Annotated in this window: 14 protein-coding genes; 8 read left to right on the top strand and 6 right to left on the bottom strand. The window is 60.8% G+C overall.

Translation table 11 applies throughout. The features are described 5' to 3' along the window. The first annotated feature begins 115 nt into the window (after positions 1-115). Together ndk and HDEN_RS14110 are read left to right on the top strand one after the other, a co-directional pair. Positions 116-538 carry a nucleoside-diphosphate kinase gene (gene ndk, locus HDEN_RS14115; RefSeq protein ID WP_013216810.1) on the top strand — a complete coding sequence of 141 codons (423 nt, stop codon included), beginning with the start codon at positions 116-118 and terminating at the stop codon, positions 536-538. A gap of 69 nt (positions 539-607) precedes the next feature. Continuing rightward, the gene (locus tag HDEN_RS14110; RefSeq protein WP_013216809.1) at positions 608-1,123 is read left to right on the top strand and encodes a DinB family protein; all 516 of its coding nucleotides are present in this window, start codon (positions 608-610) and stop codon (positions 1,121-1,123) included. 175 nt (positions 1,124-1,298) lie between these two features. On the opposite strand, the gene HDEN_RS14105 is transcribed toward HDEN_RS14110, so the two are convergent. The 5 genes from HDEN_RS14105 to HDEN_RS14085 form a co-directional block, all read right to left on the bottom strand. Next, the gene (locus tag HDEN_RS14105; RefSeq protein WP_013216808.1) at positions 1,299-1,499 is read right to left on the bottom strand and encodes a hypothetical protein; all 201 of its coding nucleotides are present in this window, start codon (positions 1,497-1,499) and stop codon (positions 1,299-1,301) included. Positions 1,500-1,838: 339 nt separating this feature from the next. Then, complete coding sequence (locus HDEN_RS14100; RefSeq protein WP_013216807.1) at positions 1,839-3,200, bottom strand: cytochrome P450; 1,362 nt, start codon at positions 3,198-3,200, stop codon at positions 1,839-1,841. Positions 3,201-3,398: 198 nt separating this feature from the next. After that, positions 3,399-4,055 carry a phosphoribosylglycinamide formyltransferase gene (gene purN / locus HDEN_RS14095; RefSeq protein ID WP_013216806.1) on the bottom strand — a complete coding sequence of 219 codons (657 nt, stop codon included), beginning with the start codon at positions 4,053-4,055 and terminating at the stop codon, positions 3,399-3,401. 54 nt (positions 4,056-4,109) lie between these two features. Then, on the bottom strand, positions 4,110-5,189 hold the full coding sequence (locus HDEN_RS14090; RefSeq protein ID WP_013216805.1) for a glycosyltransferase family 4 protein: 1,080 nt from the start codon (positions 5,187-5,189) through the stop codon (positions 4,110-4,112). A gap of 226 nt (positions 5,190-5,415) precedes the next feature. Further along, positions 5,416-5,676 (bottom strand): hypothetical protein, encoded by a 261-nt coding sequence (locus HDEN_RS14085; RefSeq protein ID WP_013216804.1) that lies wholly within the window; start codon positions 5,674-5,676, stop codon positions 5,416-5,418. 227 nt (positions 5,677-5,903) lie between these two features. On the opposite strand from HDEN_RS14085, the gene HDEN_RS14080 reads away from it, so the two are divergent. Next, complete coding sequence (locus HDEN_RS14080) at positions 5,904-7,721, top strand: methanol/ethanol family PQQ-dependent dehydrogenase (RefSeq protein WP_013216803.1); 1,818 nt, start codon at positions 5,904-5,906, stop codon at positions 7,719-7,721. A gap of 37 nt (positions 7,722-7,758) precedes the next feature. Here HDEN_RS14080 and purM read toward each other — a convergent pair whose 3' ends face one another. After that, positions 7,759-8,889 carry a phosphoribosylformylglycinamidine cyclo-ligase gene (gene purM, locus HDEN_RS14075; protein WP_013216802.1) on the bottom strand — a complete coding sequence of 377 codons (1,131 nt, stop codon included), beginning with the start codon at positions 8,887-8,889 and terminating at the stop codon, positions 7,759-7,761. A 288-nt stretch (positions 8,890-9,177) separates the two neighbouring features. On the opposite strand from purM, the gene HDEN_RS14070 reads away from it, so the two are divergent. The 5 genes from HDEN_RS14070 (at position 9,178) to HDEN_RS14050 (ending at position 15,031) form a co-directional block, all read left to right on the top strand. Continuing rightward, positions 9,178-10,224, top strand: a complete 1,047-nt coding sequence (locus HDEN_RS14070; RefSeq protein ID WP_150103269.1) for a DUF2066 domain-containing protein — start codon at positions 9,178-9,180, stop codon at positions 10,222-10,224. 173 nt (positions 10,225-10,397) lie between these two features. Beyond that, positions 10,398-10,952 carry a CDP-alcohol phosphatidyltransferase family protein gene (locus HDEN_RS14065; RefSeq protein WP_013216800.1) on the top strand — a complete coding sequence of 185 codons (555 nt, stop codon included), beginning with the start codon at positions 10,398-10,400 and terminating at the stop codon, positions 10,950-10,952. A 53-nt stretch (positions 10,953-11,005) separates the two neighbouring features. Then, positions 11,006-12,079, top strand: coding sequence for an AI-2E family transporter (locus HDEN_RS14060; RefSeq protein WP_013216799.1), 1,074 nt, complete (start codon positions 11,006-11,008; stop codon positions 12,077-12,079). Between the two features lie 15 nt (positions 12,080-12,094). Further along, complete coding sequence (locus tag HDEN_RS14055) at positions 12,095-12,769, top strand: P-loop NTPase family protein (protein ID WP_013216798.1); 675 nt, start codon at positions 12,095-12,097, stop codon at positions 12,767-12,769. 90 nt (positions 12,770-12,859) lie between these two features. Further along, positions 12,860-15,031 carry an RNA degradosome polyphosphate kinase gene (locus tag HDEN_RS14050; RefSeq protein WP_013216797.1) on the top strand — a complete coding sequence of 724 codons (2,172 nt, stop codon included), beginning with the start codon at positions 12,860-12,862 and terminating at the stop codon, positions 15,029-15,031. Positions 15,032-15,037: the final 6 nt, after the last annotated feature.

The following is a 15,037-nucleotide window of genomic DNA, read 5'->3' as shown; positions in this document are numbered from 1 at the left end:
TCGTGCGACGTGCAACCGACTGCTTCAACTCGACCGCCTCCGCGCGCTTGCCGGTGTGAACCCTCACGGTTATAAGCCCGCCAACTCTCAGGAAACCGCAAAGCGAGGCAGACTTATGGCCGTTGAACGTACGTTTTCAATTATTAAGCCGGACGCAACGCGCCGCAATCTGACCGGCAAGATCAACGCCGTGATCGAAGGCGCCGGCCTCCGCATCGTCGCTCAGAAGCGCGTGCGCTGGACCCGGGCGCAGGCCGAGAAATTCTACGAGGAACACAAGGCGCGTCCGTTCTACGGCGAGCTCGTGGATTTCATGACGTCCGGCCCGATCGTTCTGCAGGTGCTGGAAGGCGAGAATGCGATCGCCAAGTATCGCGAAGTCATGGGCGCGACCGACCCCAAGGAAGCCGCCGAAGGAACCGTTCGCAAGCTCTTCGCGGAATCGAAGGGTTCGAACTCGACGCACGGTTCGGACAGCCCTGCTGCCGCCGATCGCGAAATCGCGCTGAACTTCCGCCTCGACGAAATCGTCGGCTAAGCGCGCCGATACAATTCTCCGGGTGGCGCAATGAACAGTGCCGCCCGGCCTCCGACGCGAGGTGCAAGAATGATCTCCGCCGCCTACGTTCAAACGATGGCTCGCTACAACGCGTGGCAAAATCGGAACGTCTACGATGCGGCGGAAAAATTGACCGATGCCCAACGCCGCGAAAATCGCGGCGTATTCTTCGGTTCGATCCATGCCACGCTGAACCATCTCTTGTGGGCTGATCAGATATGGCTGTCACGCTTCGGCGCGGCTTCCCCGCCTGCCGCGCGGACAATTCCAGACGGGCTGATCGCAATCGATGGCTGGAACGAACTCGCAAGCGCGCGCCAACGCTTCGACGACCAAATCCAACGCTGGGCTGATGGCATCGACGACGCGGCGCTTGCGGGCGACGTCAGTTGGTTTTCGGCAGTCGCGGGCCGCGAATTATCCGCTTCAAAAGCGCTGCTCGTCGCCCATCTCTTCAATCATCAGACACATCATCGGGGTCAGGTGAATGCGCTGCTGACCGGTTTTGGCATCGATCCTGGCGTGACCGATCTGCCGTTTGGTCCGGTCGTCAAGGCGATCTGATCAGGCCGCTCGCTATGCCGAACGGCGACCTGAATATTTGCAGATTGTGCTTCTGAATTTGATCGCCGCAAGGGCCGCCGGAACTCTGTACATCGGTCGGCCCTCGGGGCGCTTCGCCCGGTTCTATACGGGTGTGGAGGTCACGCACCTCATCGATCCGGACGGTAACCGGCGCTTAGGCGGCCGCGACCCAACTGCCAGCGACGAACCCGAAGGCGACTGCATCGGGATTGCGGCGTGCAGTTTCGATGAGTTTTTCTGGCGCTTCGACGACAAGCGTATGCGAGTGCTTGCCTTTGAATGTCGTTTTGCGCGATCTCGCTCCCGTGAGCAGAAACACGGACTTACCGAGGACTGTGGTTTTCACGGACTCCATGGCCGGGGGTCTCCTGGAGTTGGAACCAAGTATTTACGATCTAACTGACGCTCAGAATTCCTTGCTAAATCCATAACGTGCCCAGACTATGACAGCATTAACCTCATGCGTACACCTGCAACTCTCGCAGCTGCGAGGCCGCGACAGCCGCGGTTTGAAATTCTCTGAGAATTTCCAGAAGGCAGTTGTGATGATGCAGTGCCGAACGAAGCTGTGGAAAACCAGCTCAACGCCTGCAAACGCGCAGGCTCGCGGCCATCACGTTTAGGTGACTGCGTTCCGTCGGGTTGGGAGGTCAGACAGAAATAATGGAGGCGACGCGCGCCTCCACCTTGGAGATCAGCCCAGCTCTCTGATCTTGAACGGCAGGCCGCCCTTCGGCGTCAGCGTCACGGTCGCGTTGAGGCGCGCCGGATCGGTGCCGACGTATTCCGGCCGGAACCGGCGAAGCAGCAGCGACAGAGCCAGCGTATTCTCGACCTGGCTCATCGCGCCGCCGATGCACGAACGCTTGCCGCCGCCGAACGGAATGTAGCTGTACTTGACTTGCTTCTTTGCGTTGCCCGCCATCCAGCGCTCGGGCTGGAACGACTCGGGCTCCGGCCAGAACTTCGGATTGTGATGCGCGGCGTAAGCGAAGAGCGTGACGCGATCGCCGGGATTGATCTTGACGCCGCCGATCTCATCTTCGCCGACCGCAACGCGGATCAGGCCCCAGATGGGCGGATAGATGCGCATCGTTTCCTGGATGACGGCGCGCGTATAGACGAGGCCCGAGTAGTCGGCGGCCGTCGGCTCGCGGTCGCCATAAACTTCCTCGCCCTCGCGGCGGATGCGCTCGGCAGCCTCGGGACGGCGCGACGTTTCATAAAGCGCCCAGGCCAGTGTCAGGGCCGTCGTCTCGGTGCCAGCCCAGAGATACTGCTTGAGTTCGTCGACCGCCTGCGCGGCGTCGAATTCCGGGACTGACGGATCGTCAACGGCGTCCTGGATCATCTTCAGCAGCGTGCGTTCGCGCTCCTCGCGCGGGTGCGCGCCGATCACGGCCGGCGGCACGCTCGCCCAGACTTCCATCGCCTTTGCTGCATTTTCTTCCGTCATCTCGAACACTTCGCCCGCCTGCTTGCGCAGGCGAATGTCGCGATGGTTCATCACGTCGGTGTACGTCTTCACGCACTTGAACACGACGTGCGGATTGAACGGCATGTTGCGATCGAACAGCGCCTTGCAGATCATGTCCGCAGCAAGCGTCCACGTCTGCTCGACCATTTCGACCGTCTCGCCGCTTTTCGCGAGATCGCCCCACAGCGCCATCTTCGTGTCGATGGCCTTGAGGAAGTACGGGATGTATTCGGCGAACATATCGGGATGGAACGCCGGCTGCTGCGGCATGCGAATCTTCTGCCAGAGCACGCCGTCATTCGTGATCATCGACTTGCCGAAGATCGGCTTCAACCCGTCGAAGTATTTGACGTAGTTGTCGACCTTCGTGACCAGCACATGCTTGAAGTATTCGGGCTCTGAAATGAGAACGACACGCTGGTTCGCCATGTTGACCGGCAGCACCGGCCCATAGCGATCCATCATATGCATGAGGATACGCATCGGGTTTTCCGGATCGCCCCGCAGCAACGGCGTGAGCTTGAACCAGATGCTCGACTCCTCGCCAAGCCCGATGGTGTGGCTGGGTGTCGTTTCCATTTTGATGCCTCCATTTCGGAGCAGCGAACCCGTGCCTCGGAGCGCAGCCGCTAGGCGCTTTTGAACAACCAGCTAAACTCGGGTCGGCACTTCAATTTCCCGGATATCCCTCATCGGGCAACTTAAAAATACCACGCTTCGGGGGGGAGCTGTCCATGCGACCGCCAGCGCAAGGTAACCAGAAGGTAGTTTTCCACTTCAAAGACTTGGTGAATAAATCGGCAAACCCGGGTTACTCTCATGAAGTGTAATGACTTTTTCGCCTTCGACCCGCGCGAGCCCCGAAGCCACCAGCTTTAACGATGCCGGGTATAGACGATGCTCTGCGGCAAGGACGCGCGCCGCGAGTGTTGCCGGATCATCACCGCTGAGCACCGGGACAGCGGCCTGGCCGATGATCGGACCCTCATCCATTTCGGTCCGCACGAAGTGGACCGTGCAGCCTGCGATCTTCACGCCCGCTGCTAAGGCGCGCTCGTGCGTATGCAACCCCTTGAAGCTCGGCAGCAGTGACGGATGGATGTTGATCATCCTGTCGCGCCAATGTTCGACGAAGTCCGACGTCATCAGCCGCATGAAGCCGGCAAGCGCTACGAGCTCGGTCCCCGCTGCCGCGAGCGCATCCTGAAGCGCCGCTTCGAAAACATCCCGCGTTTTATATTTCTTATGATCGATCGCGAGCGTCGGGAGCCCGCGCGCCTTTGCCCAGTCGAGGCCGGCGGCGTCCGGCCGATTGGATGCGATCAGGACGATTTCTGCGGGATAATCGTCAGCCTGCGCAGCCTCGACGAGCGACTGCATGTTCGAGCCGCGGCCCGAAATCAGAATGGCGGTGCGAACTTTTTTGAGCGTCATGGGATGCGGCTTAGCATACCCGGAACGGAAAGTGCGAGAGCGTGCCTCGAAGCCTTAAGCGATCGGCTTGGGGCTGCCTTTGATCTGAGGCGATTTACCCTTGGCTTTAACGGACCGCCCGACCGGCCTCGCGGCGCCGCGTGCCCGGTAGACGTTGTCGATGAAGATTTCGCCGACGCTCGACCAGTCGAAATTCTTCGCTTCGGCGCGAACCTTGAGCGGATCGAGTTCAAGCGCCTGCAACGCAGCCTCGCGGAGGTCTTCCGACAATATGCCGGTGAGGCCCGGCGTTACGATGTCGATCGGTCCCATCACCGGAAAAGCCGCGATCGGCAGGCCGGATGCCATGGCCTCCAGCATCACGAGGCCGAAGGTATCGGTCCTGCTCGGGAATACGAACACGTCGGCGGCCGCGTACTCAGCCGCGAGCGCTTCGCCCGTCTTCGCGCCCTTAAATTCAACGTCCGGATGCTGCTCTCTCAGGACGTTCAGCAGGGGACCGTCGCCGATGACCACCTTGCGTCCGGGCAGATCGAGATCGAGGAAGGCACCGATGTTTTTTTCCGGCGAAACCCGGCCGACATAGAGAAACGTCGGCATCGCGGTATTTCTCTCGGCGTTCGATCGTGGATGGAACAACGTCGTATCCACGCCGCGCGACCAGAGCATCAGCCGTTCGAATCCGCGCCGCTCCAGTTCGGTCTTGAGTGACGGCGTCGCGACGAACGTGCCGATGCTGCGACGATGAAAGCGCCGCTGCACGTGATAGCTGATCGACGCGGGCAAGCCGATGTAGGTTTCCAGATACTCGGGAAAGCGCGTGTGAAACGATGTCGTGAAGCGAACGCCGTGGCGCAGGCAGATGGCGCGCGTAGCCCAGCCGATCGGTCCTTCCGTCGCGATATGCACATGCTCGACGCCGCTTCTGAGAACGTACTCGGAGATCCGGCGCATGTTCGGCACCGCTAGCCGTATCTCGCGATATCCGGGACAAGGCAGCGTCGTGAAGTCGGATGGCGAGAGCACGACGACCTCGTGGCCCGACTCCTCCAATGCATTCCGCAGATTTTCATACGTCCGAACGACGCCGTTGATCTGCGGCCGCCAGGCATCGGTGGCGATCAGGATGCGCATCGCTCGGCTCCCCGGCGGGACGCAGGGCGCACGGAGAAGCGGGCGGGCTTGGACGAGCCGCGCTCACGGCCAGCCGCCGAGCACGAGAGCCTGTGGAATTGAGGGCGCTGCTGCAAAGGCTGTTCCGAATCTGCCCGAACACCTCTGCTTGTGACGCCCGCCTTTTTCGTTTGTATGACAGCCGTGGCGAAGGGCCCGGTCCGCAGCCTGTTTGACGGATATTCGGTTAACTTTGCAGCGGACCTGCAAAGGCGTCTTCCGAGCCGGGAAGCCGCCGCCAAGTCATATACGCACGGATATCAGTCAGCTGGCCGTCCGCGAGCCGCGCCATGGGCGGCGCGTCGTTGTCGTTGTGAACGATGCGAGCCGAGATCCATCGCTCCGTAAAATCAGAGGACGACCCGCTAAGTCCCAAGCGAGAGATGCGATATTTAATCTCGATGAGCTCTCCGACCGTCAAAGTCGCGGTGGAAGGATATGCGGTCATCTGAAACCTCGGGGGAAGTTGATTCGTCCGCGGAGGCTACGTTTCAAATCTTTCAATTCGGTGGCAGGCAAAGGGCGCTTTTGCGGGCAGGATGCTCGCGCGTGTGTTTTCACCCCAGCTTGCGGCAATGTGGAGCAACCGCCGACTTCTTGATCGACCAAGCCGGCGCTCGGTACCTTCGACGAGAACAATGGCTGCGGATGTGCCGCGCACGACCGGAGACTGGCATGATCGATTGCAGATGGGGCGCGATCGCGGTTGCGATCCTCGCATATTCTCCTTGCGCGTATGCAAATCAGAACGTCATCCAGCTTTCACGCAACTCGGAAAATTGGGCGATCCAGTCGGGAGATTATGCCGGCACGCGATATTCCGCGCTCGATCAGATCACGACCGCCAACGTCAGCGAACTGAAGGTCGCCTGGACCTTTTCGACCGGCGTGCTTCGCGGTCACGAGGGTGGCCCGCTCGTGATCGGCAACATCATGTACGTGCATACGCCGTTTCCGAACGCAGTCATGGCGCTCGATCTCAACGACGAGCAGAAGATCATCTGGAAGTACGAGCCGAAGCAGGACGCATCCGTCATCTCCGTGATGTGCTGCGATACGGTCAATCGCGGCGTCCAGTACACCGAGGGAAAAATCCTGCTGCATACGGCGGACACGTCTCTGATCGCGCTCGACGCCAAGACCGGCACCGAACTGTGGAAGGTGTTGGATGGCGATCCGAAACAAGGCGCGACGGGTACGGGCGCTCCGCTGATCGCGAAGGACAAAGTCATCGTCGGCGTATCTGGCGGCGAGTTCGGCGTGCGCGGCTATCTCACGGCTTACGATCTGTATTCGGGCAACAGGATTTGGCGCGCCTATTCGATGGGGCCCGATTCCGACATTCTGGTCGATCCGGAAAAGACCACGTCGCTTGGCAAACCGGTCGGCGAAAATTCCTCGCTCGACACATGGAACGGCAATCAGTGGGAAATCGGCGGCGGCCCGACGTGGGGCTACATGGCCTACGATCCCGAGTTCAATCTGATCTACTACGGCACCGGAAACCCATCGACGTGGAACCCCGCGCAGCGCGCTGGGGCGGATCGCAAGCCGATCGACCAGAAATGGGCGATGGCGATATTCGCCCGCGACCTCGACACCGGCGTCGCGAAGTGGGTGTATCAGATGACGCCGTTCGACCAATGGGATTACGACGGCATCAATGAGCCGATCCTGACGGATCTCGAAATCAACGGCCGCATGCGCAAGGCGGTCACGCATTTCGACCGCAACGGCTTCGCCTACACCTTGGATCGCGTGACGGGGGAGCTTCTCGTCGCTGACAAATTCGATGCTTCAGTGAATTGGGCGTCCGAAATCGACATGGACAAATCGAGCCCGACGTATGGACGCCCAAAGCTCGTCGAAAAATATGAGCCCTTCAAAACCGGCGTCGACGAGGTCACCAAAGGCATCTGCCCGTCGTCGCTCGGCGCGAAAAATCAGCAGCCTGCGTCCTATTCGAAGCTGACGGGCCTTTTCTACGTGCCGACCAACCATCTCTGCATGGACTACGAGCCGTTCAAGGTCCGCTACACTGCCGGACAGCCGTACGTCGGCGCGACGCTCGCGATGTATCCGGCCCCCGATACGCCCGATCTCGGCAACTTCATCGCGTGGGACGGCGCGAAAGGCAAAATCGTCTGGTCGAAGCCCGAGCGATTTTCGGTCTGGTCCGGAGCCCTGACGACAGCGGGCGGGGTTGCGTTCTACGGAACACTCGAAGGCTATTTCAAAGCCGTCGATCAGAAGGACGGCCGGGAGCTATTCAAGTTCAAGACGCCGTCCGGCATCGTCGGCAACGCAATGACGTACATGCACGGCGGCAAACAGTACGTCGCGGTATATTCCGGCGTCGGCGGCTGGGCGGGCATCGGCCTCGCGGCCGGTCTGACGAATCCGGAAGACGGCTCGGGAGCGGTCGGCGGATTTGCGAGCCTCTCCGCATACACAAGCGCAGGCGGCTCGCTCACCGTATTCGCGTTGCCTTGACGCTGATGAGCAAAGCTGGCGCGACGGCTCTCTCGCCTCAGCCGAACTGAAGCTTCCCGTCATATTTCACGGCCCAGGCCTCGCCCTTGCCCTTAGCCCCGGACTTTTCGCCCGTTGGCGGCACGACGTCTCCGACAACGACCGGGTCTTCACCGGCAGATTTGAGCGCCGCGATGACCTCATCGGCGCGCGCCTTGCCTACGATGACGATCATGCCGACGCCGCAGTTGAACGTCCGCAGCATCTCCGCGTCGTCGAGCTGTCCTTCTTTCGCGAGCCAGCCGAAAACCGCTGGCGCTTTGAAGGTCGACAGATCGATCCGCGCAGAAGCATCCTTCGGCATCACGCGCGGCAGATTTTCCGACAACCCGCCGCCGGTGATGTGCGACAGGGCCTTGATCGCGCCATTTGCGCCCGACCCGCCAGTCGCGCGGATCGCCTCGAGCAGCGGCTTGACGTAAATGCGCGTCGGCGTCAGCAGCGCTTCCGCATAGGTTTGACCGTGCGCGAAGGACGCCGTGGCGCTCCAGTCGATCCCTGCTCGTTCCGCGAGCTTGCGCACCAGACTGTAGCCGTTGGAATGCACGCCCGAGGACTTGAGCCCGATCAGAACGTCGCCGACGGCAATGTCCGCACGCGGAAGGATTTCGCCGCGCTCGACGGCTCCAACCGAGAATCCCGCGAGGTCATAGTCGCCCGCCTTATACATGCCGGGCATCTCGGCCGTTTCGCCGCCGATCAGTGCGCAGCCCGCTTGCTTGCAGCCTTCCGCGATGCCCGCGATGACATCGCGCGCCACGTGCGTATCGAGTTTGCCGACCGCGAAATAATCGAGAAAGAACAGCGGCTCCGCGCCCTGCACGACGAGGTCGTTGACGCACATCGCAACGAGATCGATGCCGATCGTCGAATGCTGCCCGCTGTCGATGGCGATCTTGAGCTTCGTTCCGACGCCGTCGTTGGCGGCAACGAGAATGGGATCGCGAAATCCCGCACGCTTCAAATCGAACAGGCCGCCGAAGCCTCCGAGGTCGACGTCCGCGCCCGCCCGGCTCGTGGCTTTGGCGAGCGGCTTGATCGCGGCGACGAGCGCATTCCCGGCATCGATGTCGACTCCGGCGTCGGCGTAAGTCATCGGCTTCTGGGATTTATCTGTGGGCGACGGCATCTATCCTCGGAAAAAATTAGAGCGAGGCGGAAGCCTCAGCATCTTTGTGGGCGAAGCGAGCGTGGCTTGTCGTTAAACTCACTTTTGCCCCATTGCCAACACGTCATGGCGGTCGTAGCAGCCCTGACGAATGAGGGCAACGAAGCCTCCGCCGACTGAGGCATTCGGGCCGGGGTATCCACGACGAAGGGGAATGCAGTGCGCGCCGGTCGCTCCTTGGCAGTTGCTTTAACCTTCTGGGCGATAGCTGCGGCTTTGACGGGGCATGCGACTGCCGCCGGCTCCAATATGGCCTACACGGTCGCTAACTACCCGGTCGAGGCGACCGCCGACAACGCCGTGGCGGCTAAACAGCAGGCGCTGGCCGATGGTCAGCAGGCCGCGTTCCGCTCGCTTCTGAAACGCATCGTGCCGGTCACGGCCTATAAGCAACTCACGCGCATCTCGAACGTCAAGGCCGCCGACCTCGTGTCGGGCGTGACCGTGCGTTCCGAGCGCAACTCCGCGACCGCCTACATCGCCAACCTGGATTTCTCGTTTCAGCCCGACGGCGTGCGATCGCTCCTGTCGCAACAGGGCATTCCGTTCGTCGACGAGCAGGCGGCCCCGGTGACCGTCGTCACGGCGTCGCTACAAGGCGAACCCGCGACGCCGGCGAACGACAATGGCGTCTGGCACCGCGCCTGGACGGGCCTCGATCTCGATCACACGATCACGCCCGTCAGCATCGCCGATCTGAAGCCCGACATACAATCCGACACGGTTGCGAAAGTGCTTGCTGGCGACGATGCGGGCCTGCGCGCCTTGAACGATGCCTACGGAACCAAACTGATCGTCCTGGCCGTCACCGAGCTCGACCTTGCCGCCAAGAAGCTGACTGTGACGCTGGCAGGCCGCGATACGGTGGGCACAATTCTGCTGAAGCGCACATACCGCATTTCAGACGGCGACGTTGATTATGCCTCGCAGCTCGCGGCCGTCGTCGCGCTCGGCGTACTGGAAGGCCGATGGAAGGCGACGAAATCCGGCGTCACGACGGCGGCTTCGCAGGCTGCGGCTGATACGCCTGTTTGGGAAGCCACGACCGGAGGCGGCGGTGAGGATGTGACATTCGTCGCCGAGTTTTCAAGCCCCGCGCAATGGGATCAGATCCGCACCCAGCTGCTCGATACCCCGGGCATCGACAGCCTCAACATTCTTTCGGTGTCGGACCACGATGCCAACATCACTTTGAAATTCACCGGCGGCATTCGTGGTCTTGCGAACACATTGGGTGCGCGCGGTCTCAGATTTGCAAATACTGAGACAGGCTGGGTTCTTAGACCGCGATATTGAGACTCAGGTGCGCGTATTGTTGGCATAAAAGCCCGCACCGGTGGTTTTTTTGCATCCATTTTCGCAGATGTGCTCGACGAGACGAACTCCAAGAGGCTAGGTAGGGTCGAGCAGTTCTGAACGAGCCGCGCAACCGAACGCGGGGCGGCCGCGAGCACAGGATCCAATTCGGCGTGAGTATTCCTAATCTTATTACGCTTGGTCGCGTCATACTCGTGCCCGTCGTGTTCTGGCTGCTGCTGACGGGAGAACTGCAGCCGGCGTTTCTTGCATTTGTGATCGCGGGCATTTCAGACGCCGTCGATGGATTTTTGGCGAAGCGTTTCGGCTGGGAAACCGAGCTCGGCGCTTACCTCGATCCGCTGGCCGACAAGCTTCTGATCGTCTGCATATTCATCGCACTTGGCGTCACTGCGCGACTGCCGTCCTGGCTCGTCATCCTCGTGGTGTCGCGCGACGTGCTGATCATCATCGCCGTCGTTCTGTCGTGGCTGCTCGATCGCCCGACGCCGATGAAGCCGCTGGCCATCAGCAAGATCAACACCCTCGTACAGATCGTGCTTGCGGGCACGGTGCTGGCCGACGAAGCCTTCCTTCTGAACCTCAACGGACCGGTGCAGCTCCTGATCCTGCTCACCGCCGCGACGACCATCGCCTCTCTCGCAGTCTACCTGCGTGTCTGGTTGCATCACATGACGTATTCGGAATCGACGGACCCCAAGGCATAGAACCTCTCGCTCATTCCCGAAGCTCACAAATGCCGACTGGAGGAAAAGAAGCCATGCAGATTGAGCGGCACGCTCTGTTCTGGATTGTGACCGCCGTCGTGTTCCTCTATCTCGCGCAACTTCTCGCGCCGGTTCTGCTGCCGTTCGTCATCGGCCTCGTGCTCGCGTATTTTTTCAATCCCGTCGTGGATGCGCTCCGTCGCTTAGGTATTCCGCGCTGGGCGTCGTCCATTCTTCTCCTTGCGCTGGTCCTGTTTTTGATCGTACTGGCGCTTGTCTTTCTCGTCCCGATCCTGGTGCAGCAGGCGGCGGGTCTCGTCGAAGCGGCACCTCGGCAGATCGAACGTATCAAGCTGATGATCGAGACGAGCGCCCGCGATTATCTCGGGACACGCTACCCCGAAGCCGAAGCAACCGTTCGCTCGGCGCTTGATTCGTTTGCCTCTTCGATGCCGTCGTTCATGGCCGGCGTTGCGCAAAGCATCTGGAACCAGGGCGCCGCAGCCTTCAACTTCGTCTCGTTCGTTCTGATCACGCCGATTGTCTTTTTCTACACGCTGAAGGACTGGCCGAAGATCATCTCCAGCGTCGACTCCTGGCTGCCGCGCGACAACGCCGGAGAGCTTCGCGCGCTCGCGGTGGAAATCAATCAGCGCGTTTCGGCCTTCATTCGCGGCCAAGGCGCAGTCTGTGTGCTGCTGGCGGCATTTTATGCCGTGGCATTGAGTTTGGCCGGTCTTGAATACGGCCTGCTCGTCGGATTGTTCACCGGACTTGCGGCCTTCATTCCCGTCGTCGGCTGGACGCTCGGCACGGCGACCGCGATCACGCTTGCGATATTGCAGTTCTGGCCCGAGACGATGCCGATCCTGATCGTCATCGGCATCATGCTCGCCGGCCAGGCGCTCGAGTCCGCGATCCTGTCTCCGAATATCATCGGCTCCGAGGTCGGCCTGCATCCCGTCTGGCTGATCTTCGCGTTGCTGACGTTCAGCTATCTGTTCGGATTTCTTGGTCTTCTCGTCGCCGTGCCGGTTTCCGCCGCAATCGGCGTGCTCGTACGCTTCGCGCTCAAGACGTATCTATCGTCTTCGGTCTACACGGGCCGCGACGGCGCTGAAGCATAAAGTGTCGATACCCTAATGGCGTCCATGCCAGAGCAACTCGTTTTTGAAATGCCGCATCGCGCCGCGATGGGGCTTGAGGATTTTCTCGTCTCGGACTCGAACGCGGCCGCCGTGGCGCTCATCGACCGCTGGCCGGATTGGCCCATCGGCGCGGCGATCCTTGTTGGACCGAGGGGCAGCGGGAAAACGCATCTCGCCAACGTCTGGCAACTTCGCTCCGAGGCGGCGCTGCACCCGGCGGCTTCGCTGACACGGGAAAACGTCCCGGCCGTCGCGTCGGCGGGAGCTGTCATAATTGAGAATATCGAGACGCTGACTGACGAAGCGGCCCTCTTTCACCTGCTCAATCTTGTGCGCGAGCAGCGACTGCAGGTCCTGCTGACGACCGACACCGCGCCGGGCGATCTCAAGATTGCGCTTCCCGATCTTCTTTCCCGGCTGAAGGCGTTGCCGCTGGCCTCGATCGAGGCGCCGGACGACGCCCTTTTGCGCGCGGTTCTCGTCAAACTATTTGCCGATCGCCAATTGAGCGTCGAACCCCATATTGTTGACTATGTCCTGGTGCGCATGGAACGCTCCATGTCGGCCGCGGAACGGTTCGTCGCCGAAGCGGATCGCCAGGCCCTCGTGCTGCAACGGCGTGTCACCCGCGCGATCGCGGCTGCGGCGCTCGATTCACTCGGATATTAGGCAGGCAGGCGCTTGTTTTGCGCCGCTTTCGCAATTTAGATGTAAACCAACGATCGGCCCTTTCGGCCGAACTCAGAGTGCATCCCAATCATGGCTACGGCAAAGAGCAGAGGCGTCGCGAAGTCAGGTGCCGAGGAGGTCCCGAAAGGACCGGATCGCTTTTACAATCGCGAGCTGTCCTGGCTGCAGTTCAACCGTCGCGTCGTCGAGGAAGCGGCCAACACGCAGCATCCGCTGCTGGAGCGCCTGCGCTTCCTGTCGATCGCCGCCGCGAACCTCGACGAATTCTACATGGTCCGCGCCGCTGGCGTTTACGGCCAGGTCCGTGCGGGCATCACCACGCTGTCACAAGACGGCATGACGCCGATGCAGCAGCTTGCCTCGATCAACAAGTTCGCGGCGAAGCTTGTCGCGGAAGAGCAGGCGCTCTGGCAGACGATCAAATCCGAGCTCTCCCAAGCTGGGCTCTCGGTCCTGCAGGCCGAGGAACTCTCCGGCTCCGAGCGCGATTGGCTCGAGCAACTGTTTCTGACGCGCATATTCCCGATTCTGACACCGATCGCCGCCGACCCCGCGCATCCGTTCCCGTTTATCCCGAACAAGGCGATGGTGATTGTCGTGGAATTGGTCCGCCCGGCGGACGGCAAGGCCATGAACGGGCTGATCCCGATTCCCGGGGCGCTTGAACGATTTATCCGCCTCGAAGCGAATCCCGCGAAGCCGAAGGACATTCGTTTCGTCCGTCTCGAAAGCGCCATCGGCCTTTTCATCGGCGAGCTTTTCTCGGGCTTCGATATCAAGAGCCAGGGCGCATTCCGCGTTCTGCGCGACAGCGACATCGAACTGCAGGAAGAGGCCGAGGATCTCGTTCGTTCCTACGAAAGCCAGTTGAAGCGGCGTCGGCGCGGCAACGTGATCCGCCTCGAGATCGAAGCGCGCATGCCGGAGCGACTGCAGAAATTCGTCATTGAAGAATTGGAGGTGCGCGAGGAAAGCGTGTTCGTGAAGGACGGCATCCTTGCGCTCGCCGACACCTCGCAGCTGATCATCGGCGATCGCCCCGATCTGATGTTCAAGCCGTTTCCGATCCGCTTTCCCGAACGCATCCGGGAATTCAGCGGCGATTGCTTCGCGGCCGTGCGCAAGAAAGACATCGTCGTTCATCACCCTTACGAGAGCTTCGACGTCGTCGTTCAGTATCTGCGTCAGGCCGTCGCCGATCCCAACGTCATGGCGATCAAGTGGACGCTTTATAGAACGTCACGCGACAGCCCCATCATTCAGGCGCTGAAGGAGGCGGTTGAAGCGGGTAAATCGGTCACCGCCGTGGTCGAGCTGAAGGCGCGTTTCGATGAGGCGGCGAACATCCGCTGGGCGCGCGATCTCGAAAGCGCCGGCGTTCATGTGGTTTATGGTTTCACCGAACTTAAGACGCATGCCAAGCTCGGACTGATCGTCCGCCGCGAAGGCAGCGAGCTGACGACGTACTGTCATATTGGTACGGGCAACTATCACCCGCAAACGGCGCGCGTTTACACCGACCTCTCGCTGTTTACGACTGATCCGGTGATCGCCCGCGACATCACGCGCATTCTGAATTTTGTGACAGGCTACGGCGAGCCGATCGAGCTCGAATGCATGGCGGCGAGTCCGCACGGCATCCGCAATCGGATTATGACACACATCGCGGAAGAGATTCGCCACGCCAAGGCTGGCAAGCCGAGCGGCATCTGGTGGAAAATGAACTCGCTCGTCGATGCGCAGATTATTTCCGCGCTATATGACGCAAGCAACGCTGGCGTGCCGATCGATCTGATCGTGCGCGGTGTTTGCTGCCTGAAACCGGGCATTCCGGGCCTTTCAAGCAACATCCGAGTGAAAAGCATCGTCGGTCGCTTTCTAGAGCATGCCCGCATTTACTGTTTTGCAAACGGACGGCCCTTGCCTTCACCCGATGCCGCCGTCTACATCAGCTCCGCCGATATGATGCCGCGCAATCTCGACCGTCGCGTCGAGGCAATGGCGCCGGTGAAGAATCCTACCGTCCACGAGCAGGTGCTCAACCAGATCATGGTCGCGAACTTGAGAGACAACCAGCAGAGCTGGCGGATCAATCCGGACGGAAGCGCAACGCGGATCGCGCCGGAGCCCGGTGAGGAAGCCTTCAACGCTCATAAATATTTCATGACCAATCCGTCGCTCTCAGGTCGTGGGCAGTCGCTCAAAGAGAGCTTCCCGCTCCGCTTCCTGAAGCCGGATTGAGGTTGA

The sequence above is a fragment of the Hyphomicrobium denitrificans ATCC 51888 genome (assembly GCF_000143145.1).
GTDB classification, from domain to species: domain Bacteria; phylum Pseudomonadota; class Alphaproteobacteria; order Rhizobiales; family Hyphomicrobiaceae; genus Hyphomicrobium_B; species Hyphomicrobium_B denitrificans.
The sequence above is the reverse complement of the archived record's forward strand: the minus strand, read 5'-3'. Positions and strand labels throughout refer to the sequence as shown.